The organism is Chryseobacterium sp. SN22, from assembly GCF_008329705.1.
Taxonomy (GTDB): Bacteria; Bacteroidota; Bacteroidia; order Flavobacteriales; family Weeksellaceae; genus Chryseobacterium.
Genome location: NZ_VTSX01000010.1, coordinates 80,314 through 101,969, shown reverse-complemented (window position 1 = coordinate 101,969; position 21,656 = coordinate 80,314). Strand labels below are relative to the sequence as shown.

Here is a 21,656-nt window from a genome sequence, read left to right as displayed (position 1 = left end):
TAAAATAGTAAAATGACAAATAAACTTAAGATCACTTTTCTTTTTGGAATTTTCATCCTGTTGTTCGGCGTAAATGCGATGAACGCACAGCTGAAAAAAGGAGATTTAGTGGATGGTATCTCTGCGGTAATCGGCGATGAAATCGTGCTGGAGTCCGATGTAAACGAGCAGATGAACTATGCAAAACAGCAGGGGGCTTCTAATATCGATAAGTGTGAGTTTTTAGAAAATTTTCTTAACAACAAACTTCTTGTTTACGAAGCCAAAAAAGATACGCTGATCGAAAACCGTTCGGCAGCTATTAAAGAACAGGCCAATTCAAAATATCAGCAACTGCTTTCCCAGTTCCCGGACGAAAAAACAATGCTGGCAGCCTATAAGTTCAGAAACGGTTTTGAAATGAAAAATGCGATCGAAAAGATCGACGCCGACCAGTATTACGGACAGGCAAAATACCAGAGAATTACAGAAAAGGCAGACGTTACCCCTAATGAAGTAACCGATTTCTACAATACCTTTAAAACGCAGCTGCCTGAAATCAAAGATGAGATTTCTTTATCCCAGATCATGATGTTCCCTAAGCTTACCGAAGCACACAAGGATGAACTGATTACCAAGCTAAAGAAAATCAAAAAAGATATTGAAGGCGGAGAAACATTTGAAAGCCAGGCCAGAATCTATTCTGAAGATCCGGGATCGGCTTCAAACGGAGGCCTGATGAAAAATATTTCCAAAGGACAGATGGTAAAGCCTTTCGAGGCAGCGGCACTCAATCTTCAGGAGGGGGAGATCTCAGAACCGATAGAGTCGGAATTCGGATACCATATTATTCAGCTGGTGAAAAAATCAGGGAAAATTTATGATGCAAGACATATTCTTCTGATGGCAACGCCAACGGATGAGGAAATGAAAACCGCCAAAGCAAAACTGGACAGTATCAGAGGATTGATCCAGAATGGGAAAATGACTTTCAAAGATGCCGCTTTCAGGTTTTCTGATGATAAAAGAACCAAATTCAACGCCGGGGTAATTCCGGGAGCAGACGGTTCCAACAAAATTGAAAGAGAAACGCTTCCCGGAACCATCAGCTATGAGCTGGCAGGTTTAAACAAAGGGGATATCACAACCGCTTTTGACGATGAAGATGAAAGAAAGAGAAAAGTGGTGAAGATTGTTAAGATCGAAGATGTGATCCCTGCGCACAAAATTACGCTGGAAACGGATTATGACCGGATCAAGCAGATGGCGCTGAACAAAAAGAAAAATGAAATGGTTGAAAAGTATGTGAATTCAAAACTTCCGACTACCTTTATTTCCATAGACAGCCGCTACAGCACCTGTAGTTTCAAAGGAAACTGGAAAAAAGATTCAGTGAAAAAATAAAATAAAAACCTTCAGAATTTCTGAAGGTTTTTTTATTTAAAACTGTCCGGTAACCGGTGTTTTTATTATTTTTACATCATGAGCAGTTTTATAGATTTCAATTCAGCAAAAAAGCTTCACGACGTGCAATCGCAGCAAAATAAGATTACCCAACTCTTTGGCATCCAGTATCCCGTTATCCAGGCGGGAATGATCTGGCATTCCGGCTGGAGGCTCGCTTCAGCGGTTTCCAATTGCGGCGGATTAGGTCTGATCGGTGCCGGAAGCATGTACCCCGATGTTTTGAGAGAAAATATCAGGAAGTGTAAACAGGCTACAGATAAGCCTTTCGGGATAAATGTGCCCATGCTGTACCCAAACCTGGATGAAGTCATCAGCATTATCCTGGAAGAAGGCGTAAAGATCGTTTTTACCTCTGCCGGAAACCCGAAAACCTATACTGAAACTTTGCAGAAAGAAGGATTAAAGGTTGCCCATGTTGTTTCGTCTACCAAATTCGCCGTCAAATGCGAAGAGGCAGGAGTAGATGTGGTGGTGGCAGAAGGTTTTGAAGCCGGAGGCCATAACGGAAGGGATGAAACTACGACTCTCTGCCTCATCCCGAATGTAAAGAAACATATCTCCAAACCCCTGATCGCAGCAGGAGGAATTGCTTTAGGCTCCCAAATGAAAGCAGCCATGATCTTGGGCGCAGACGGCGTTCAGATCGGTTCGCGTTTTGCGGCGACTACAGAAGCCAGTGCACACGAAAACTGGAAACAAAAGATCACCGAACTCAACGAAGGCGATACCCATTTAACCCTGAAAGAACTTGCGCCGGTGAGAATGGTAAAAAATAAATTCTTTAACGAGCTGGAAGACATTTATAACACCGGAAGGAACAAAGAATCGCTTATCGCTTCTTTAGGCCGTGCAAGAGCTAAAAGAGGAATGTTTGAAGGCGATATGGAAGAGGGCGAACTGGAAATCGGCCAGGTTTCCGCTTTGATCAATGAGGTACTGCCCGTGGAAACGGTTTTCAGAAATTTACTGGAAGAATTCAACAATACCGCTAATCCAAGTTTGTAACCGGATTAAAGATAATGGAATCTAGAATTATTGATGTAAAAGGAAAAAAGTTTTATACCGAATACCACCATCTGTCTGAAAGCAGGCCGACAATTGTCTTTTTACACGACTCTTTGGGCTGCACGCAGCTTTGGAGGGATTTTCCTTCTGTATTAGGCGAAGCTGCCCGATGCAATGTGCTCGTCTATGACCGGCTGGGCTACGGAAAATCTTTTCCTATGCCTACCCACAAAAGGGAAAACAATTACATGGAAACCGAAGCCGACCTGCTGAATGATTTGATAGATGAGCTGGAAATAAATGATACCATCCTTTTCGGTCACAGTGACGGCGGGACCGTTGCTTTGATCGCTGCTTCAAAATACCCTGAAAAGATAAGGGCAACTATTTGTGAAGCCGGGCATATTTTTGTGGAAGACATCACCGTAAAAGGTGTAAGGGATGCGTCGGAAGATTATCAAACAACCAATCTTCCTGAACGTCTTGCAAAATACCACGGCGATAAAACGGAAATGATGGTCAGGGCCTGGACGGAAATCTGGCTCAGCGACCGTTTCAGAAGCTGGAATATCGAATCTTTACTCAAAAATATTACTGCACCATTACTTTTTATCCAGGGCACCAATGACGAATACGGAACGCTGGATCAGGTTGAAAAAACCGTTTCGCAGGTAAACGGAGCATCCGAAAAATTCATTATTCCCAACGTCGGACACACGCCCCATAAAGAAGTTCCGGAAATTGTTTTAGAAAAAGCCACCGGCTTTATCAACAGCATTCTGAAAGGTAAAGGGTGAAAGGTGAATCCGCTTCGATTCTTAATGGTCAATCGTAAATTGCGAATATTGAAAAAACGCAGAGCTGCAAGAGGTTTTTGAATGCTTTGTGTTGTAAGTCGCAAGGATTTATCTTTGATAAAATTGAGTATTGCTGATTTTAAAAAATAAATTTTAAGTATTGGTATTAGCGATGTGAAAATTTGGCGACGTCAAATTTCTTGCATCTTGTGAATTAAATATCCTTAACCGTAATTCCCCTCCGATTTTGGAGGGGTGCCGAAAATTCAAGGAGTTTTTGACGGGGTGGTTTTTTAGAAAGTGAATTGTTAATCCGCTTCGCCCGTCAATTTTTATTGAAAGTAAAAATTAACCACTCACCTGCACAGCAGAATTCACCATTGACTTTAACCCCTACAAATTTTCAATCTCCCATTTAAGATTTCCCCTTGCCTGACCTTCATAGGCATTCCTGAATTCATTGGTCTTAAAGATGCTTTCCAATTCTAAAAAATGCTGCAATACCTTTTTTCTTCCGGGTTTATATAAAAAATCAGGATAGATGGAATACTCTTTCCTTATTTTCCGGGTATAATCCATATAGGTTTCCCGGTCTTTTCCCAGAACCGAAAGATCAGCATCGAGAAGATAATTGGTATTAGGATCATCAGACTGATGATGAGCCTTTGTAGCGATAATCTGTTCCGAAACTTTCTTTATCATCTCCTGACCGATATTCATCCTTTCCAACCTTGATGCTGCAAACTCCGCACTCTTTTCTTCATTGTTTTTTGAAGTGGCATCATAAATGACATCATGATAGAAAACGGAGAAGGTGACGATTGAAAAGTCTGCGATGTAATTCTTTACGGCATCAAGCTCGGAAAACATATTTTCAAGATGCAGCAGATTATGGTATTGTCTTCCTTTTGCAGTATATTTTTTATCAATTTCTGCCCATAAACTTCCGATCAGCTCCGGGTCATTTGTAAATTTAAGACACTGACGGGTAAACCTTTCCTGTAAATTCATATCCGGCATTTTTCAGATAAAAAAAGGAACTTTTAAAAAGTTCCCTGATTTGCTTCAATGGTTGCTTTCAGTTCAGCCCAGCCTCCGCCGTTATAGCCGTCTTTCAGACCTTGCGTATTTAAATATTCCAATGCTTTTCCGCTTCTGTTTCCGCTTCTGCAGAAGATCACTACCGGTTTTTCAATCGAAAGGATCTCCTCCTGTCTGTCTTCCACTTCACCAAGCGGGATATTTTTAGCTCCTTCTATAGATCCGTCCATTTCCAGTTCCATAGGTTCGCGAACGTCGATTAACTGATAATTTCCTGATTTTAAAACTTCTGATAAAGACATAATGTATTAATATTTAATGTTAAAATTACTTACGGCTTCCCGAAAATACCCATATAGCAAATCGATCGGCCTAAGTCCAAACAAATTTATAAAATAATCTTAGTTTTGCAATGTAAAAAAGATGAATTCAACCGCAGAAAAATATTCACAGCTGATCAAAGCCAAGGCCCGGAGTTTTGGGTTCCAAAGCTGTGGAATTTCCAAAGCGGAATTTCTTGAAGAAGATGCCCGCCCGCTGGAAAGCTGGCTGAAGAACAATTTTCATGGCGAAATGAAGTACATGGAAAACTATTTCGATAAGAGGCTGGATCCGCGATTACTGGTAGAAGGTTCAAAATCGGTAATTTCCCTATCGTATAATTATTTCCCGGAAGAAAAAATTTCGACCCTTGAGAATTTTAAGATCTCAAAATATGCTTACGCGGAAGACTACCATGAGGTCATCAAAGATATTCTGCGTGACATGGTGTCTGAACTACAGCAAGAAATAGGGGAATTCGGGTTCCGGGTATTTGTGGATTCCGCGCCGGTCCTGGAAAGAAGCTGGGCAAGAAAATCAGGAATAGGCTGGGTCGGTAAAAATGCTAATCTGATTACCCGGCAAAGCGGATCGTTCTACTTTCTGGCAGAAATCATCTGTGACCTGGAATTAATTCCCGACCACCCCACAACAGATCATTGCGGAACCTGCCGGAAATGTATCGATGCCTGCCCGACAAATGCCATTGTTTCCGAAAAGCTGGTCGACGGAAGCAAGTGTATATCGTATGCTACGATTGAATTAAAAGATTCGATTCCGGATTATTTTAAAGATAAAATGGACGACTGGATGTTCGGCTGCGATGTCTGTCAGGATGTTTGTCCGTGGAACCGTTTTTCAGCGCCGCATCAGCAGAGCAAATTCAAGCCGAATGAAAATTTAAAGAACTTTAAAAAAGGGGAGTGGAGGGAACTGACGCAGGAACTGTTTTCCGAAATATTCCGGAAGTCTCCGGTAAAAAGGACAAAATTCGCCGGCCTAAAGCGTAATATTGAGTTTTTAGAGCGATCTTCAGATAAAAGTTGAAGGTTGTTTTTTGCGGATACGGCCTTATCCGGAAGAATGGAAGTTCCGGGCAAAGGCGGTTAAAAGGCCATTCTTAAAAGTATAATTTTAAGAAGGTAAAGATTTAAAGGTACTAAGCCACTGCTCTAAAAGAAAAATTGACCTCCGGGAGATTTCTTCTCACCGAAAATCAACGTTTTTTCTGAGTTCTTTTTGGAGCGACTTTTACTCTGATTTTAAATCTTTTGTTGGATTTGGAGTTTTTCTGCATATTTGTGAAGTATTTGTATTTAAATTTAACAAAAATTTCAATTGAAACCAATACTTTTGCGAAAAATTACACATTAAATTTTATTAAATTATCAAACATGACGGTGAAAAAAATGGCTCTGCTGATTCTGAAAACATTGGGGATTGTTCTGGGAATTATTGTGGTTTATGTTGCCGCCGGATATTTCCTTCCTTTTATAGAAGTTCCGGCAAAGGATGACGGGCAGAAAAAAGAAATCCCGATTTACATTTATACCAATGGTGTTCATACCGATATCGTCATGCCGGTAAAGACTGATCTGCATGACTGGAGCACAAAAATCCCGTTCAGCAACACCAAGTCCAAAGAAACCGGTTACCAGTTTGTAGGGATCGGGTGGGGCGATAAGGGCTTTTATCTCGATACACCGACCTGGGCCGACCTGAAGTTTTCAACGGCTTTCAAAGCGGCATTCTGGCTTAGCGAATCGGCCATGCACTGCAGTTATTATAAAACGATGAAAGAAGGTGACGACTGTAAAATGATCATGGTCAGCAGGAATCAATATAAAGATCTGGTGAAATTTGTTGATGAAAAATTTGATAAAGATGCCGGTGGAAACTATATTTTGGTTCCTACCGACGCCGTGTATGGAAACAACGATGCTTTTTACGACGCTAACGGTAAATACAGCTTCCTGGATACCTGTAATACCTGGGCGAATAATGCTTTAAAAGCTGCCGGGCAGAAAGCAGCATGGTGGACGCCTTCAGATTATGGGATTTTCCTTCATTATAAATAAGCCTGTGAAGTTTTTAGGCTTCATTGTATTCCATTCCTGGAACCTGATGAGTGATAAGGAGGTCTTTCCAAAAGGTTCCCCGGAAGGATGGGGTTGTCCGACAGTTTCCAACAATGCGATGAAAGAAATCGATCCGATACTTCAGAAGTCCGGAAAACCTGTGCTGATGTGGATTTATAATTAAGTTTAAACTTCAAATAAATGATCAAAGATCTGATTTTGTTTTAAAACGTCTTTGCAAACTTATAACGTATTAAAAGCTGTCGGACATACAGCAGCATATTAAATACCTTCAGATGATGAGACTTTCTCATACTGCATTTAATTCATTATTAAGTATGATTTAAAAAAATAAATACTATAAATTTCTAGGGTTGTGGATATTACATTTTTCCATGATTTTTTTAAATTAAATGTTTTAAAAATTACTGTTTAAATACTATTTTTGCGTGCCTTTAATCGTCGTAAAGTCCGATCGATAAAGGCTTTTCTAATTTTAAAATTGGCAAAAAAAATATTTAAATTATATTTATGAATAAACATTTTTATTTATTAATTCTGGGGATATTATTAAATTTTAATTGGATTACTGCACAAACGGTAACGGTAAGCAACAATACTCTTGGACAGCCGGCTGTATATACATTTACGTATACCACTTCACAGGCCATCGGAACGGGAACATCCACTCCAAACGTATTTTATTTATCTATGCCTTCAGGATATCCTGCCATATCTCCTCTCGTTTCCGGAGGATCAAATCTCAATCCTTATGTCACTTTCAAGGTAAATGGTGTTGCTTATCCTTGTACCACATCATTTGGTAGTGGTGTAGGGGGATCATGGGCATCCGGAATACAATTGTCTACCGGTGGGGCAAACCCTGGAATCTCTATTCCTGCAGGAGCAGAAATTCAAATTACAGTATCCGGACTTATTACAAATCCATCCAGTTATGGGACATACAACTTTACATGGAGAACATCACAGGCCAACGGGGCCACTGTACAGAATTTCAGTTCTCCATTGAATTTTAGTTTGGCTGCTGCGCCAACGGTAACGGTAAATAACAATACTCTTGGACAGCCTTCGGCCTATACATTTACTTATACAACTTCACAGGCTATTGGAACTGGGACCTCTGTTCCGAATGTGTTTTATCTTTGGCTGCCTTCAGGATATCCATCTATTTCCCCTGTTGTTTCCGGAGGATCAAATCTCAATTCGTATGTGACTTTCAAGGTAAACGGAACCGCTTATCCTTGTAGTGCATCATTTGGTAGTGGTGTAGGGGGATCATGGGCATCCGGAATCCAATTGTCTACCGGTGGGGCAAACCCCGGCATCTCCATTCCAGCAGGAGCTCAGGTTCAGATTATAGTGTCCGGACTTATTACAAATCCATCCAGTTACGGTACATATAATTTTATGTGGAGAATAGCACAGTCCAACGGAGCCTCCGTACAGGATTACAATGTTCCTTTAAGTTTTTCTTCGACGCTTTCGACAGGAGAAACCAATAAAGCAAAAGAACAGATTAAAGTATATCCTAATCCGTCGGCAGATTATATTCAGCTTTCAGGAATATCTGCGAATGAAGTTTATGAAATATACAACCTCGCCGGACAGCGGATTTCATCAGGACGTATTTCTTCAAATGAAAAAATCAATATTGAAAAGCTTGTCAAAGGCTCATATATTATACAGGTTGGCTTTAAAACTTTCAATTTTATTAAAAAGTAATAATTTTAAAACCGTTTCGAAAGAAGCGGTTTTATTTTTGTAATGAAGAAAATATAATAATTTATCAATGAAACACCGACTCTACCGTGAACAGCAGCTCGACTGTGATATCGAAACCGCCTGGAAATTCTTCTCTTCTGCTGGTAACCTTTCAAAAATAACCCCTAAAGAAATGAATTTCATTGTACTGACAAAATTTGAAAACGATGAAATTTATGAAGGAATGATCATTGATTACTTCGTTTCACCTTTATTCGGAATAAAAATGAAATGGCAGACCGAGATCATTCACGTCGACGATCGGAAGAGCTTTACGGATTTCCAGAAACAGGGGCCTTACAAACTGTGGCATCATTTCCACGAATTTATCGAAAATGATAAGGGGATACTGATGAAAGACACGGTGGATTACGAATTACCGTTGGGTTTTCTGGGAGAAATTGCCCACAACGTAATGGTGAAGAAAAAGGTGGAAGGTATTTTTGATTACCGCTATCAGGTTCTTGAAAAAATGTTCAATCAAAAATAAAGGAATGTCTGAGAAGCAAAAAATAAACATTTTCTGGTTCAGAAGGGACCTGAGGCTCGAAGACAATTGCGGACTTTCAGAAGCCCTGAAATCGGGATTGGATGTGCTGCCTGTATTTATTTACGATACCGGGATTCTTGATAAGCTGGAAAACAAATCGGATAAGAGGGTAGACTATTTCCATCGCGCACTGAAAGGCATTCATGAGGAGTTGAAAAAGCACAAAAGCGGGCTGACTACATTTCGAAGCAAGCCTTTAGACGTGTTCGAAAAGCTGACAAAAGATTTTAAAGTTGATACTGTTTTCTGCAATGAGGATTACGAGCCGGGAGCCATACAGCGTGATAAAGAAGTCGCTGAGTTTCTGAAAAAACAGAATGTCGAGCTGAAATCTTCTAAAGATCAGGTAATTTTTCATAAAGACGAGGTTACTAAAAAGGATGGTAAACCTTACACCGTTTATACACCGTATTCCAGAAAATGGAAAGAAGTTCTGAAAGACAATCAAATCAAAATTTACAAAACCGACTTTTCTCAGTTTTTACCCTATTCTGCACCGGAGTTTCCTGAATTAAAAGATATAGGATTCGAAAAGACAGCTATTAAAGATGAAAAACCGGACCTGAAAAAATCAATTATTGAAGATTACGGTACGTACCGGGATTATCCCGGTATGGATCATACAACCCACCTGGGCGTTGCCCTCCGTTTCGGAACGATTTCCGTAAGACAGTGTGTCAATTATGCATCGGAGCATAACGAAATCTGGCTGAACGAACTGATCTGGAGGGAATTTTTCATGCAGATTCTCTATCATTTCCCAAAAGTAATCAATCATCCTTTTAAAGGTAAATACGAAAACATCCAATGGCGGAATGATGAGAAGGAGTTTAAGATCTGGTGCGAAGGCAAAACCGGTTATCCTATTGTTGATGCAGGAATGCGGCAGCTGAATGAAGTAGGGTTTATGCACAACCGGGTACGGATGGTGGTGGCCAGCTTTCTGACCAAGCACCTGCTGATCGACTGGAGGTGGGGAGAAGCCTATTTTGCCGAAAAGCTTCTGGATTACGAACTGTCTTCCAATAACGGTAATTGGCAGTGGGCGGCGGGCTGTGGCTGTGATGCGGCACCATATTTCAGGGTCTTTAATCCGGCAGAGCAGACCAAAAAATTCGATAAGGATCAGAAATACATCAAAAAATGGCTCAGTGAAGAAGATCTGAAAACCGAACCTGTCGTAGAACATACTTTTGCCCGGAAGCGTGCATTGGAAGTATATGGTAAAGCGGTAAAAGGATAATTTTAGATTATTAAAATTTTAAATTCCCACGGATGCTCAGAATCTGCGGGAATTTTATCTTTATAAACATCTGTTAAAATCTTTCAGAAATCATAAACTTATCAGATGCATAATTTATTTATGTTAATTATTGCAAGTTTTTTAAAAGGGGTACAGACTTTGTTTATTCAGAATAAGAGACTTAAGGGGGAAATAATCCATACGAGCCTGAAGGGTCGCGAAAATCATTTAATTTTAAAAACATCTGTTATGGCTAAGCAAATCCTCAACTTACCGGTTATTAAAAAAGTTGTCAAAAAACTTTCTTTTTTTTCAAACTCCAACAAAAATATGTCCGAGTTTATCTCATTGATCAACGAAGATCATTTTATCAGATAATGATCACTGAATTCCGATTTTTTTCAAAGCAGCGCCATTCAGATATATTTCGCCGAAACGTGTCAATGATTCTATGTCGTTAAAGCTTTGAAATGACTTATCATTTTTATTGAAAGATAATTCTATCGATTTGTCATACTCAGCAACAATTCTCACCACCGAATAGCCATTATAGGCAATTGTAAAGCCTTCAAAAAGGCATTTTCTCTCAGCTTTCTGATACACTTTATATTCTTCAAATACCGCACTTTCTGCATTGCCGGCAGATCCTTTTTTGTTATGCTTCAGAGATTTCCAGGAAGTGTAATTTTTAGGTTCCTTCAGAATATTTCCCTTTTCATCCACCGGAACAAACATCCCCAACGTCAACGGTTTTTTCAGAAACGTTGCATAATTATTCATCAGTTTCAGGGTCTGCAGATCCGCATATCCCTCATGAGAATAATATTCTATCACGAAATCGGTCATCGGAATCAGTTTGTGCGGGCTGAGCGGCATAGTTATTATTTCTTAAAAGTAAAGATTAATATACGATTTTTGAAAAAGCGAAGATAAATAAATTGTGAAAAGCAATAAAATAATTTTATTAATACAATTCATGTACTTATAATTAAATTTTTCTAAATTAATATGTAAATATATGTTAATCAGCTGTTTATTTCGTTGCCTGAAAATACTTGGTCTCTTATTTAAAATAATTCAAAATTTCTATAGGACTAAAAACCCTCTACGCATTGCAGAGGGCTGACGAATAAATATATATAATGATAATGAAATGAATATAGAGCAGGAATTAGAAGATTTATGACCGGCTGAAATTATGAATCATTTATTTCCCAAAACCTTCAGCAGCTCCGTTTGCTGAATTACTTCGTTTTTACTGCTGATGAGGGTATAATTGGCCTGTAGCCAATTGTTTCTTACGACGAAAAAAGTGTAGGCATCCATTAATCCTTCTTTGTATTTTTCCTCCGACTTCTGAAACGACAGCCGCTGATTTTCGAAATTGGCTTCCAGAAGCCTGTACTTTTCCTGTGCATTAAGAAATTGTACCCGGATGGAATTGATGTTTTGGGTAAGATTGTTGATAATAATCTCTTTGTCGTAATAGGAATTGATGACATTCAGTTTGGCATTTTCAATATTGCTTTTTACCTGTAATTTGTTAAATACCGGAATACTTAACCCGAAAGAAATCTGCCGGTTTTTGTTGTCTCTGATCTGGTCTGTAAAGGCGGAAGCAGGTTTTTCCAGAATCCTGTTATAGAAGCTCGACCAAATGCAGGAACCTGTTAAAGCCGGAAGATATGCTGATCTGCCAATTTCTACATTTTTCTGCTGTGCCTCGATTTCCTTTTGAATGGCCTGATACGCAGGATTCTTTTCCAGGAGATTACGGACGAATCGGGAATCGTTGAAATCCGAATCGGGAAGACTTTCTTCGGGCATTACAAAATCCAGGGTGTCCTGGGTAATGGCCAGGGCATTGAGCAGGTCAATCCTGGAGAGGTCTCTCTGGTTCCGGGCAGAAACCCACTGTTCCTGCATGGTTCCGAGGTTGGCTTTTATATCGTATATATCGCTTTTCGGCCGGTTTCCGATTTCCACTTCTTTTTCGGTACGCCTGATCTGGTTCTCAATTCCCGACAGTTGCGTCTCCAATACTTCCAGCCTGCTTTTGCTGTTGTGATAAGTGAAAAACATCCGGATGATATTCATTTTAACTTCATTTGCGGTCTGCTTCATCCGGTAATCCGAAGTTTCCTTATTGATTTTGGATAAAGAGATGTTCAGGTAATTTCTCCAGTTCATCAGTTCCCAATTCACCTGTGCATAGAGGTTATCAGTTTGGGTATTGATGGCTTCCCGCCGGTTATTCTCCTGATTAATGCCGTTCCCGAAATTATAATTGTGATTGATTCCTGCATCGGCAGACGGCAGCAGCATTCCTTTGGCAGCAGATACCTTTTTTTCGTTTTTCTGAATGTTCACCACAGACTGTTTTACCAGCGGATGGTTTGCCCCAGCATAATCCAGGCATTGCTTCAGCGTCCAGTTCTGTTGCGCCGGAAGAAAGTTAATTAATAATATAAAGAATAACTTTTTCATGATTGAATGAATTGAATAGGTGATACTGATGAGAAAAGTCTGATTGGAATTCTAAAAAATTTCCTGCATCCACTATCCGGCTTTACTCGTATTTAAGGTATTGAATAGGGTTAATTCGGGTAGCATACCACGCCTTGAAGCTGACCACCAGAAAGGTTAGGACCAGCAATAAAAGCATACTTAAAACATAAGGCCAAACCGGCATATCGATTCGGTAGGCGAAATCCTTGAGCCATTCGTTCATTGCATAATAGGCAAAAGGAATGCTGATCAAAACTGCAATCATACAGATCAGCAGAAATCTTTTTGTTAAATCCCAGACAATTGTTTTTCTATCGGCACCCAACGTTTTTCTGATGGCCACATCTTTAAGTTTCTGCCCGATCAGTAATGATGACAGAGCAAACAGTCCTAATAGGGCAATGCTTAAAACCACCATATTCAAAGTGGTAAAAAGGGTTTGTTGCTTCTGGAATTTTTCAAATGTTTTGGCGAATTGTTTATCCACAAACTCGAAATCATAAGGATACCCCGGTTCGCCTTTGGTCGTCCAGAATTCTTTGATTCGTTCCAACGTTCCGTTGATATCGTTGCCTAAAAGTTTTATCTGTATGTTTCCCATGTTATTTTTGGACCAATTTCTATCGTAATTAAAAAAAAGAATCGGTTCAATCGGCTTGTCGACACCGTTCATATAAAAGTCTTTAATAACGCCCAAAATTTTATATTTCTTTTTTTGTTCCCATCCCGGAAAAACTTCTTTACCCAGAGCCTGCTCTTTGTTCCAGCCCATTTTCCGGATGAAGGCTTCATTGGCAATTGCTCCTGAAGCGGTATCCGAAGCAAGACGCAGATTGATATTTCTGCCGGAAGCAAATTTCATTTGGTAAAAGGAAAAATAATTGTAATCAATGGCTCCTAAAATAACATTCTGTACGGATTTTGTAGTGTCTGCGGCATTTCTCACGGTAGAAGAATTTGCAATGCCCATTCCGATGGCGTTCACTGAGCCGGTAACCTCCTCTACACCGGGCATTTTTGAGATCTCACTTTTTAAAAGGACATATTTTTTGTAATTAAAATCATTTTTCCAGTCTATCTTTTTAAAAGGAATATAAATTACCTGATCGCCTTTGAAGCCCAGGTCTTTGTTCATCATATAGCTTACCTGTGTATGAATGATCAGTGAGCAGATGATAAAAAAAGACGAAATAATAAGCTGCAGGGTTAAAATAAAATTTCTGAGCAAAGCTCCGCTTCTGCTTCGTGCAAAGTTTCCTTTCAGGGTATTGACAGGTTTGAAATCAGAGAGGTAGAGGGCCGGGATCAGTCCTGAAACCAACGAAAATACCGCCAGCAGTAAGCCGCTGTAAATAAAGATTTCCGGATTATTGAGATTTATTTCTTTGCCGAGGAATGTATTGTAACCGGGGAGCAACAGTTCAACCATAGCAAAAGCAAGCAGATAGGCCGCTGCACAAAGAATAAATGTTTCCAGCAAAAACTGAAGAACCAGACCTGACCGGGTACTGCCCATTACCTTTCGGATGCCGACCTCTTTTGCGCGCTGGGAAGCCTGGGCCGTTTTCAGGTTGATCAGGTTGATGCCCGACAACAGAAGAATCAGCGAAGATAAGCCAAGAAGGATCATGATGGATTTTTTGTCGCCCTTTTTTATTCCTTCACTTCGGGCATCCAGCTTCATTTTGGATATCGGGGTCAGAAATACCCGGGCCTTCTTTTTATTGTCATACTTTTCGCCCCAGCTTTCCGCAGCTATTTTTTCCTGCAGGACCATCTGGTCTGAAAGTTTTTTTTCCAGATTTTCAATGTCGGTACCCGGTTTTATCTTGAAGTATCCTACGTAGCTGTAATTCGTCCAGGAAAGGTCTTTTTTGCCTATATCAGGATGTTTCATAATAAAATCCGGCTTAAAGATGGAATTTTCGGAAGGCACCCGGTAAACTGCCGTGATTATATAATTTTTCCCTTCTGAATCATCGATCTTCACGGTCCTGCCTATGCATTCCTTATATTCGTCACCAAAAAGGGTCTTGGCCGTTTGTTCGGAGATGGCCATTTTCTGGCTATCGCTAATGGCATTCCTAAATGTACCCGCAATTTTTTCAAGTGGGAAAAAATCGAAATAGGACTGCGAAGCCCTGCAGGAAGCTACATAAGCCGATCTTTTTCCCGCATTCAATTTTACTTTGTAAATATCCCAGAAATTGGCAATGGCAAAATCCTCTATTTCAGGGAATTTTTCTTTGGAAACAGCCAGTGCAGGATACCCGGAAACCACCATTTTCCCGAAATCACCGGTTTCATTTTCCACCAGGAAGATAAGATCTTTATTCTTGTTATGCTGTTCATACGATTTCTCGTCCTGCCAGTGTATAAATACCAACAGGAAAACACACAACCCGACACTCAATCCCAGGATATTGATAATGGTGGAAAGCAGGTTTTTCCGGTAATTGATAAAGGCTATTTTGAGACGGTTTTTAATCATAAATGATAATTGATAAAGTATGAATGATGGTGTTCGTGACAGGTACCGGAAGGCTGAAGTTTTTAAAGCGGTTTCTCCAGTATCCGGCTTACGGTTCTACTCGTACTTGAGATATTTGACAAGATTTACTTTGGTCGCCTGGTATGCTTTGATGCTTACCACAGCAAATGTGAGAACCAGCAGGAGAATCATACTCAGCAGAAACGGGAAAACCGGCATATCGATTCGGTAAGCAAAGTCTTTCAGCCATTCGTTCATGAGGTAATAACTGACCGGCATGCTGATCAGTACGGCAATCAAAGTAATCAGGAGAAACTGTTTGGTTAAACCGAGGATCAGGATGCTGTCCGATGCACCCAATGTTTTCCTGATGGCCACATCTTTCAGCTTCTGACCGATCATCAGTGAAGAAAGAGCGAAGAGCCCCAGCAACGCAACCACCAGCACCATGGCATTCAGAATGGTAAAAAGCGTCTGCTGTTTCTGATAGGTTTCGAAAGTCTTTGCAAAATTTTTATTGATAAAATAGGCTTTAAAAGGATAGCCGGGTTCCACATTGTTCTGCCAATGGGCTTTCAGCCTTTTTACGGTACCTTCGATATCATCGGATTTCAGCTTGAGCAGGATTTTTTCCACATTATAGCGTTTCCATGAAGTTGCTTTATAGTGGAAAAATATTATGGGATCTACTTCTGTTCTCAGGCTTTCGATATTGAAATTTTTTACAATTCCGACAATACGGTAAGGCTTATTGTCGAATCCGGGCCTGATTTCCCTTTGCATTGCCTGCTCGTCGGTCCATCCGAATTTTCTTACAAAAGCTTCATTCACCAAAGCTTTGTCCACGCTGTCCGAAGCCAGTTCCGGTTTCAGCAGTCTACCTTTGATAAGCTTAACGCCCATAAAAGGCAGATAATTATAATCCATGGCCCCATGTCTTGCATTAATGCTGGACTTTATATAATCCATATTGGAACTGCTGCGGTTATCATCGCCCGGAGGTATCTCCGAGAACGAGATGCTTTCTACGCCGGGAATTTTTGCCAGTTCGGTTTTCAGCCTTTCATATTTCAGCCATGGCTGGTCTCCAAAGGTATTGAAGTTAATCTGGAATACCTGGCTGCCGTTATAGCCCAGGTCTTTATTGATCATATATTTTACCTGTTGGTTGACAATAAGCCCGCCGATAATGAAAAATGATGAAACAATAAGCTGTAAAGTAAGGATTCCGTTTCTCAGCCATATTCCCTGCTTGCTCCGTGCAAAATTGCCTTTAAGCGTTTCAATAGCCTTGAAACTGGAAAGGTAGATGGCCGGTATCAATCCTGAAATCAGCGTTACGGCAACAACCATTAGGAAGGAATACAGGTAGATTGCTGCATCATTCATGACGATTTCTTTGTTAAAAAACTTATTGAAGCCAGGCAAAAGGATTTCTGTTAAAGCAAGTGATAAAACGTAAGAAGTCAGGCAGATCATAAAAGTTTCCATCAGAAACTGGATAACCAATGCCTGTTTTGAACTTCCGGTTGCTTTTCTTACGCCTATTTCTTTGGCTCTCTGGGAAGCCTGTGCTGTTTTAAGATTAATGAAGTTAATTGCCGATAAAACCACGATGAGTACGGAAAGCGTAAACAGGATCATCAGGGTTTTGAAATCGGGTTTCCCGAACCAGGTCATTTCTGCGTGCAGCTTCATTTTATCAAGGGGTGTCAGTAATGCAGATGAAGGACTGTATAATCTGATGTATTCCTGCGGACTTATTCCCAACGGCTTGGCATCTCTTTTAGCACGGAACATGATGATGTCCTGAAATTTTCTTTCAAAACTTCTTGGGTCAGCCCCATTTTTCAGCAGGAAAAAACCGCCATAATTGAAATTGCCCCAATTTTCCTTATCATTTTTCAGCTCTTCGGAAGCAATTTTTACAAACTCCGGTTTTATCTGGCTGTTGCCTTCCGGCAGTTCATATACCGCCGAAACAATATATTTTTTATTATTGATGGTGATGGTTTCTCCTACCGCATCGGTTTTCCCGAAAAGATTTTTTGCCGTAGTTACAGAGATAGCCATACTGTTGTCATTTTTCAGTGCATCTTTGTAGCTTCCTGCTACCAGAGGAAAGGGGAACAGATTGAAAAAATTCCTGGAAGTGCTTAATCCGTGCTGCTGATATGTAGTCCTGTCTGCTGAAGACATTTTATAGGAAATGTTATAGCTGAACAACAATGCATAATCCTGAACTTCGGAAATATTTTGCAGGGCAGCCTCAGCGAATGGATAAGAGATGGCAGAACCGTATAGATGATCCTTTTTATAATAACCCTGAAAATAATAGATGCTATCCTTCTTCGGGTTCCATTTTTCATAGGATTCTTCATCGTTCCAATGCATCAGGATCAGCATAAATCCTGTAAGTCCGATCGTTAATCCGAATAGATTGATGATCGTGGAAAGCATGTTTTTTTTATAATGGATAAAGGCAATTTTGAGCCAGTTGTTGAGCATAGCTTTAGTTTTTTGAATATACTTTTGTTAACCTTCAGGATTCCGTTTCGGGATCCTGAAGGTTCGGATATATGAAAAGAACGTTTTGTTTTGCTTTTCTTTAAGGTATTACCCAGAACAGATTGGGGTTGTTGGTCTTATAATAAGTAAATTGTACGCCGGTATTGTTATTGATCTGTTCCTGCATCTGAGGTGTTTGCACCAATGCATCCAATGGCAGAAGCTCGACATAGGCAATTTTCTTCCCGCTTTTCCAGGTTTCAGAATCGTACTCACTGGCAACAGGGGTCTGGAAGCGGTACAGGTTTTTGGCCATGTAATTTTCCAGATATTGTTCTTTGGTCTGCATGCTTTCGCGGTTCCAGTTGGCATCAGCGTTCAGAACCAGTCCCTGTCCTTTAATGAGGCGTTCCCGTACTTCCGGGATTCCCAGCAGGTTTCCTTTTTCATCCATTACGTAAGCGTCAAAAGTAGGATCAATCCAGATCCATTTGCTGAGTTCTTTGCTGTACACCATATTGATGACGTGGCAATCGTCGAAATTTGTTTCTTTCGGCATACAGGTAATATATCGCGAAGGGATGCCCATGGAAAGATAACATTCGTTGAGGATGGTGGCCAGCATTCTGCAGTTGATGCCGCGGTTTTCTGTTTTACACACCTTGATGAGGTCAATGGCATTCTTCAGAGTCGGATTGTTGCTGCTGCCGTCATGCCTTACCAGGTTATGCACCCAATGCATCAGGTTGAAGATTTGGCTCAGCTCACTGCCTTTTCCGGCAATGGAATCCAGTTTCAGGTCTTTTCTGATTTTCAGGAGATCCGGATGGTCCTGCGGCTGATAACCGAATTTCGGAACAAAACGGTTGTCCGAATAATTGTATTTCTCTGCCTGTTTCAGCATATCCAGTCTCAAAGGCTGGTATTGGATCCTCGTGTTTGCAGAATCTTTGCCATTAAGCAGGATTACGAAATCGTAGGTTCCTATCTTAGGATCGATTTTGAAGGAAACGGAATCGATATCGGTGTAAAAAGTTACTTTCTTTGCAGACGTAGTATAGACATCCAGCTTTTCTTCGGGAACAATTTTCCAGGCATTTTTTCTTAAAGTTCGATCGTCTTTGATATCCACATTTGCAGAATTCGCTTTAACGATGCGGAGTCTTTTGCTTTGTGCCGACAGGTTTTGGGTAAGCAAGACGGCTATAATGAAAATAAGAATTTGCGGTTTCATTGGTAAGCTTTATTTGTTTTTAAACTGATTGTAAATATTCGATTTCCGATTACAGAGGAGTTTAAAATAAAATTTATATTAATGATTCAGGTTATTGGATGTATTGTTTGTTTTTTATTTGAAATCCCCGGCGTCTGCTTTTTCAAACAGGTCTTTTCTCTGGTCGGCATGTTGCTCCGAGAAGATCTCACCATCTTTCATATTGACGATTCTTGAAGCGTAGCCTGCATCATAAGAAGAGTGGGTCACCATGACAATCGTCGAGCCTTCACGGTGAAGTTCGGCCAGGAGATTCATTACTTCGTTTCCGTTGGAGCTGTCGAGGTTTCCGGTAGGCTCATCGGCCAGAATCAGTTTTGGCTTTGTTACCAGCGCTCTTGCCACGGCTGCCCTTTGCTGTTGCCCTCCCGAAAGCTGCTGCGGATAATGCTTTGTCCTGTGGCTGATGTTGATCTTCTCCATAATTTCTTCCACCCGTTTTCTTCTTTCGGATGATGAAACACCGTTATAGATTAAGGGAAGCTCGATGTTCTCATAAACATTAAGCTCATCGATCAGATTAAAATTCTGGAAAATGAACCCGATATTCTTTTTTCTGAGGTCCGATTTTTTCTTTTCGCTAAGCCCCAGCGTTTCCGTACCGGCAAATCGGTAGGATCCTGAAGAAGCATCATCTAATAGCCCGAGAATGTTCAGGAAAGTAGACTTTCCACAACCGGAAGGTCCCATAATGGCTACAAATTCGCCTTCTTTAATATGTAAGCTCACTTTGTTGAGGGCATGGGTCTGTACATCTTCCGTTTTGTAAATTTTAGAAAGTTCTTGAATATTGATCATTGTTATTTAATTTTTATTTTTTACACATCCTTCATCACCTAGAAGTTTCCGGGTTACCATTTTGTTGTGACCTGAACAGGTTCATCCTCTCTCCCGGAGTTGCTTGTATGCATTCTGCTTTTTATTTTATTCTGTGCAAAAGAAAGATAATTCTCCGGAAAAAATACTTTGCTTTCAGAAGATGTTGCCGTTTTTTCTTTGGTCATGCTTTTAAACCGTTCTGATCCCGACCTTTTAAAATCAGGTTCGCCCGCTTTGAAGATCGCCAGGATGGCAGCAAAGATCATGATAAGAAATATAATATTCTTCTGAGCTACCTTTTCCCGGGAAAAGCCCAAGTCTGAAATAAATACCTGTGATGTAGACATTAATTTTTTTATTCTTTTCATTTGTTTTATTTTTTGATATCCAGCAGTTCATATTTTTTGAGCTCATTATAGTCTGAAGTAATTATCTTTTCACCCTGCTTTAATCCTGAAATCACCTCATAATAAAGCGGGTTTTCCCTTCCGAGGCTGATGTTTCTTTTTTCGGCTTTGTTGCCTTTCACTGCAAAAATCCATTTCCCGTTGGTGTCTTTACTGAAATTTCCTTTAGGGATCATCAGGCTTCGGGTATCGGCAGATAATTTAAGCTTTACTCCGAAAGTCATCCCGATTTTCAGGTTTTCTGCTTTCGCATCAATAAAATTCAGCTCTAAGGAAAATTGTCCGTCTTTCACTTCAGGAAGGATTTTGGTAATAATGACTTCATATTCTTTTCCGTTGTTATCCAGTGTTCCTTTTATTCCGGTGGTAAGCTTATTGATGTAATACTCGTCTGCCTTGGCCACCAGCTTGTAGCCGTCCATCAGATCGATTTTACCGATGCTTTCACCGGTGGTAAGATTCTGTCCCGAAGAAATACTGAAAGAGGATAATCTTCCGGAAGCGGGCGACAGGACCAGGAAATTGTTTTTGTTGGACCGCAGGATATTCAGGCTCCTTTCCATCTGGCTAATGGAGCTATTGATCGCCGCAAACTGGGCATTCCTTGAGATTTTTTCGTTGGAAGCGCCTTTCTCCACGATTGATTTTCTCCGTTTCTGGTAATTTAAATTCTGCAAAGCCACATCATAATCCGTTTTTTTTCCGATCTCGGCATCATACAGCCTTTTCTGAAGATTGTAATTCTGTAAAGCGGTATTGTAATCGTTTTGAGTTTGCAGCAATTCTTTATCCTGTCCGGATTCCTGATTTTTCAGTTCCAGAAGTGAATTTCTCATCTGGCTGATCTGCTGCATAATACCTGTCTCCTGGTTAAGGTAATTAAACTCCGTATTCGGATTGTATACCTGCGCAATAGGTTGTCCTTTTACCAGCATCTGTCCGTCCTCAGCAAAAATTTCTTTTACGGCACCGCCTTCCAGGACGTTAATCAGGGAGGAATGCAGGGATTGCGTCTGGGCCGTTACCATCAGTATATCCTCAAATTTTCCTTTCGTTACTTCATCAATGGTGATATCTTCTAATTTTACGTTATAAGTTTTTTTCTGTTGAAAGAAATAGACGCTGAAAGACGAAATAATCAACAGGCAGGCAAGAATCGTCAGGGTGAATTTCAGTTTCGATTTCTTTTTTACTATTTTCGTATCCATAATGGTGATAACACTTTTGATTACAACGAATTACACAATCGCAGTGCCACGGAATTATGGCTTTGTAAATCGCTGTAAATAAGAACAGATGAAATTTAAATGATTTTAAAACTGTTCATTACCGGACACTTTTTGTACGGAAACGGACAACTTGCAAATAATTCAGGTCAAAGCTTCAT

The 21,656-nt window shown here is 40.3% G+C and carries 19 protein-coding genes; 9 read left to right on the top strand and 10 right to left on the bottom strand.

The features are described from left to right. Positions 1 to 12 precede the first annotated feature (12 nt). The 3 genes from FY557_RS08550 to FY557_RS08540 all read left to right on the top strand — a co-directional run bounded on the left by FY557_RS08550 (position 13) and on the right by FY557_RS08540 (position 3,248). Positions 13 to 1,383 carry a peptidylprolyl isomerase gene (locus FY557_RS08550; protein ID WP_149246840.1) on the top strand — a complete coding sequence of 457 codons (1,371 nt, stop codon included), beginning with the start codon at positions 13 to 15 and terminating at the stop codon, positions 1,381 to 1,383. A gap of 78 nt (positions 1,384 to 1,461) precedes the next feature. Further along, a complete protein-coding gene (locus FY557_RS08545; protein WP_149246839.1) occupies positions 1,462 to 2,451 on the top strand; it encodes an NAD(P)H-dependent flavin oxidoreductase in 990 nt (329 codons plus the stop codon). Positions 2,452 to 2,465: 14 nt separating this feature from the next. Then, the gene (locus FY557_RS08540; RefSeq protein WP_149246838.1) at positions 2,466 to 3,248 is read left to right on the top strand and encodes an alpha/beta fold hydrolase; all 783 of its coding nucleotides are present in this window, start codon (positions 2,466 to 2,468) and stop codon (positions 3,246 to 3,248) included. A gap of 393 nt (positions 3,249 to 3,641) precedes the next feature. Here the strand turns inward: FY557_RS08540 and FY557_RS08535 are convergent, their stop codons facing one another. Both FY557_RS08535 and FY557_RS08530 read right to left on the bottom strand, forming a co-directional pair. Continuing rightward, entirely contained in the window at positions 3,642 to 4,259 is a 618-nt protein-coding gene (locus FY557_RS08535) for a hypothetical protein (RefSeq protein ID WP_149246837.1), read from the bottom strand. A gap of 32 nt (positions 4,260 to 4,291) precedes the next feature. Next, positions 4,292 to 4,591, bottom strand: a complete 300-nt coding sequence (locus FY557_RS08530) for a rhodanese-like domain-containing protein (RefSeq protein WP_149246836.1) — start codon at positions 4,589 to 4,591, stop codon at positions 4,292 to 4,294. A 121-nt stretch (positions 4,592 to 4,712) separates the two neighbouring features. Between FY557_RS08530 and queG the strand changes: the two genes are divergently transcribed. From queG to FY557_RS08500, 6 genes are all read left to right on the top strand, one after another. Continuing rightward, the gene (gene queG, locus FY557_RS08525; RefSeq protein ID WP_149246835.1) at positions 4,713 to 5,657 is read left to right on the top strand and encodes a tRNA epoxyqueuosine(34) reductase QueG; all 945 of its coding nucleotides are present in this window, start codon (positions 4,713 to 4,715) and stop codon (positions 5,655 to 5,657) included. A gap of 353 nt (positions 5,658 to 6,010) precedes the next feature. Then, positions 6,011 to 6,688, top strand: coding sequence for a TIGR02117 family protein (locus FY557_RS08520; RefSeq protein ID WP_149246890.1), 678 nt, complete (start codon positions 6,011 to 6,013; stop codon positions 6,686 to 6,688). A gap of 4 nt (positions 6,689 to 6,692) precedes the next feature. Further along, entirely contained in the window at positions 6,693 to 6,872 is a 180-nt protein-coding gene (locus tag FY557_RS08515; protein WP_228451733.1) for a hypothetical protein, read from the top strand. Between the two features lie 347 nt (positions 6,873 to 7,219). Continuing rightward, a complete protein-coding gene (locus tag FY557_RS08510) occupies positions 7,220 to 8,431 on the top strand; it encodes a T9SS type A sorting domain-containing protein (protein ID WP_149246834.1) in 1,212 nt (403 codons plus the stop codon). A 67-nt stretch (positions 8,432 to 8,498) separates the two neighbouring features. After that, positions 8,499 to 8,960, top strand: a complete 462-nt coding sequence (locus FY557_RS08505) for an SRPBCC family protein (RefSeq protein WP_149246833.1) — start codon at positions 8,499 to 8,501, stop codon at positions 8,958 to 8,960. A 4-nt stretch (positions 8,961 to 8,964) separates the two neighbouring features. Beyond that, entirely contained in the window at positions 8,965 to 10,263 is a 1,299-nt protein-coding gene (locus FY557_RS08500; protein ID WP_149246832.1) for a cryptochrome/photolyase family protein, read from the top strand. A 381-nt stretch (positions 10,264 to 10,644) separates the two neighbouring features. Here the strand turns inward: FY557_RS08500 and FY557_RS08495 are convergent, their stop codons facing one another. The 8 genes from FY557_RS08495 to FY557_RS08460 form a co-directional block, all read right to left on the bottom strand. Next, positions 10,645 to 11,109, bottom strand: coding sequence for a hypothetical protein (locus FY557_RS08495; protein ID WP_149246831.1), 465 nt, complete (start codon positions 11,107 to 11,109; stop codon positions 10,645 to 10,647). Positions 11,110 to 11,466: 357 nt separating this feature from the next. Beyond that, entirely contained in the window at positions 11,467 to 12,750 is a 1,284-nt protein-coding gene (locus FY557_RS08490) for a TolC family protein (protein ID WP_149246830.1), read from the bottom strand. 82 nt (positions 12,751 to 12,832) lie between these two features. After that, on the bottom strand, positions 12,833 to 15,262 hold the full coding sequence (locus tag FY557_RS08485) for an ABC transporter permease (RefSeq protein ID WP_149246829.1): 2,430 nt from the start codon (positions 15,260 to 15,262) through the stop codon (positions 12,833 to 12,835). A gap of 96 nt (positions 15,263 to 15,358) precedes the next feature. Then, positions 15,359 to 17,770: an ABC transporter permease gene (locus tag FY557_RS08480; RefSeq protein WP_149246828.1), complete on the bottom strand. Its 2,412-nt coding sequence runs from the start codon at positions 17,768 to 17,770 to the stop codon at positions 15,359 to 15,361. A gap of 100 nt (positions 17,771 to 17,870) precedes the next feature. After that, the gene (locus FY557_RS08475) at positions 17,871 to 19,004 is read right to left on the bottom strand and encodes a transglutaminase-like domain-containing protein (RefSeq protein ID WP_149246827.1); all 1,134 of its coding nucleotides are present in this window, start codon (positions 19,002 to 19,004) and stop codon (positions 17,871 to 17,873) included. Between the two features lie 114 nt (positions 19,005 to 19,118). After that, positions 19,119 to 19,841: an ABC transporter ATP-binding protein gene (locus FY557_RS08470; RefSeq protein WP_149246826.1), complete on the bottom strand. Its 723-nt coding sequence runs from the start codon at positions 19,839 to 19,841 to the stop codon at positions 19,119 to 19,121. Between the two features lie 53 nt (positions 19,842 to 19,894). Beyond that, a complete protein-coding gene (locus FY557_RS08465; RefSeq protein ID WP_149246825.1) occupies positions 19,895 to 20,230 on the bottom strand; it encodes a hypothetical protein in 336 nt (111 codons plus the stop codon). A 5-nt stretch (positions 20,231 to 20,235) separates the two neighbouring features. Then, positions 20,236 to 21,477 carry an efflux RND transporter periplasmic adaptor subunit gene (locus FY557_RS08460; protein WP_149246824.1) on the bottom strand — a complete coding sequence of 414 codons (1,242 nt, stop codon included), beginning with the start codon at positions 21,475 to 21,477 and terminating at the stop codon, positions 20,236 to 20,238. Positions 21,478 to 21,656: the final 179 nt, after the last annotated feature.

Excerpts from the sequence above, each read along its gene's own strand:
- FY557_RS08550 (WP_149246840.1), top strand. The coding sequence starts at position 13 with ATGACAAATAAACTTAAGATCACTTTTCTTTTTGGAATTTTCATCCTG.
- FY557_RS08545 (WP_149246839.1), top strand. The coding sequence starts at position 1,462 with ATGAGCAGTTTTATAGATTTCAATTCAGCAAAAAAGCTTCACGACGTG.
- FY557_RS08540 (WP_149246838.1), top strand. The coding sequence starts at position 2,466 with ATGGAATCTAGAATTATTGATGTAAAAGGAAAAAAGTTTTATACCGAA.
- FY557_RS08535 (WP_149246837.1), bottom strand. The coding sequence starts at position 4,259 with ATGAATTTACAGGAAAGGTTTACCCGTCAGTGTCTTAAATTTACAAAT.
- FY557_RS08530 (WP_149246836.1), bottom strand. The coding sequence starts at position 4,591 with ATGTCTTTATCAGAAGTTTTAAAATCAGGAAATTATCAGTTAATCGAC.
- queG (WP_149246835.1), top strand. The coding sequence starts at position 4,713 with ATGAATTCAACCGCAGAAAAATATTCACAGCTGATCAAAGCCAAGGCC.
- FY557_RS08510 (WP_149246834.1), top strand. The coding sequence starts at position 7,220 with ATGAATAAACATTTTTATTTATTAATTCTGGGGATATTATTAAATTTT.
- FY557_RS08505 (WP_149246833.1), top strand. The coding sequence starts at position 8,499 with ATGAAACACCGACTCTACCGTGAACAGCAGCTCGACTGTGATATCGAA.
- FY557_RS08500 (WP_149246832.1), top strand. The coding sequence starts at position 8,965 with ATGTCTGAGAAGCAAAAAATAAACATTTTCTGGTTCAGAAGGGACCTG.
- FY557_RS08495 (WP_149246831.1), bottom strand. The coding sequence starts at position 11,109 with ATGACCGATTTCGTGATAGAATATTATTCTCATGAGGGATATGCGGAT.
- FY557_RS08490 (WP_149246830.1), bottom strand. The coding sequence starts at position 12,750 with ATGAAAAAGTTATTCTTTATATTATTAATTAACTTTCTTCCGGCGCAA.
- FY557_RS08485 (WP_149246829.1), bottom strand. The coding sequence starts at position 15,262 with ATGATTAAAAACCGTCTCAAAATAGCCTTTATCAATTACCGGAAAAAC.
- FY557_RS08480 (WP_149246828.1), bottom strand. The coding sequence starts at position 17,770 with ATGCTCAACAACTGGCTCAAAATTGCCTTTATCCATTATAAAAAAAAC.
- FY557_RS08475 (WP_149246827.1), bottom strand. The coding sequence starts at position 19,004 with ATGAAACCGCAAATTCTTATTTTCATTATAGCCGTCTTGCTTACCCAA.
- FY557_RS08470 (WP_149246826.1), bottom strand. The coding sequence starts at position 19,841 with ATGATCAATATTCAAGAACTTTCTAAAATTTACAAAACGGAAGATGTA.
- FY557_RS08465 (WP_149246825.1), bottom strand. The coding sequence starts at position 20,230 with ATGAAAAGAATAAAAAAATTAATGTCTACATCACAGGTATTTATTTCA.
- FY557_RS08460 (WP_149246824.1), bottom strand. The coding sequence starts at position 21,477 with ATGGATACGAAAATAGTAAAAAAGAAATCGAAACTGAAATTCACCCTG.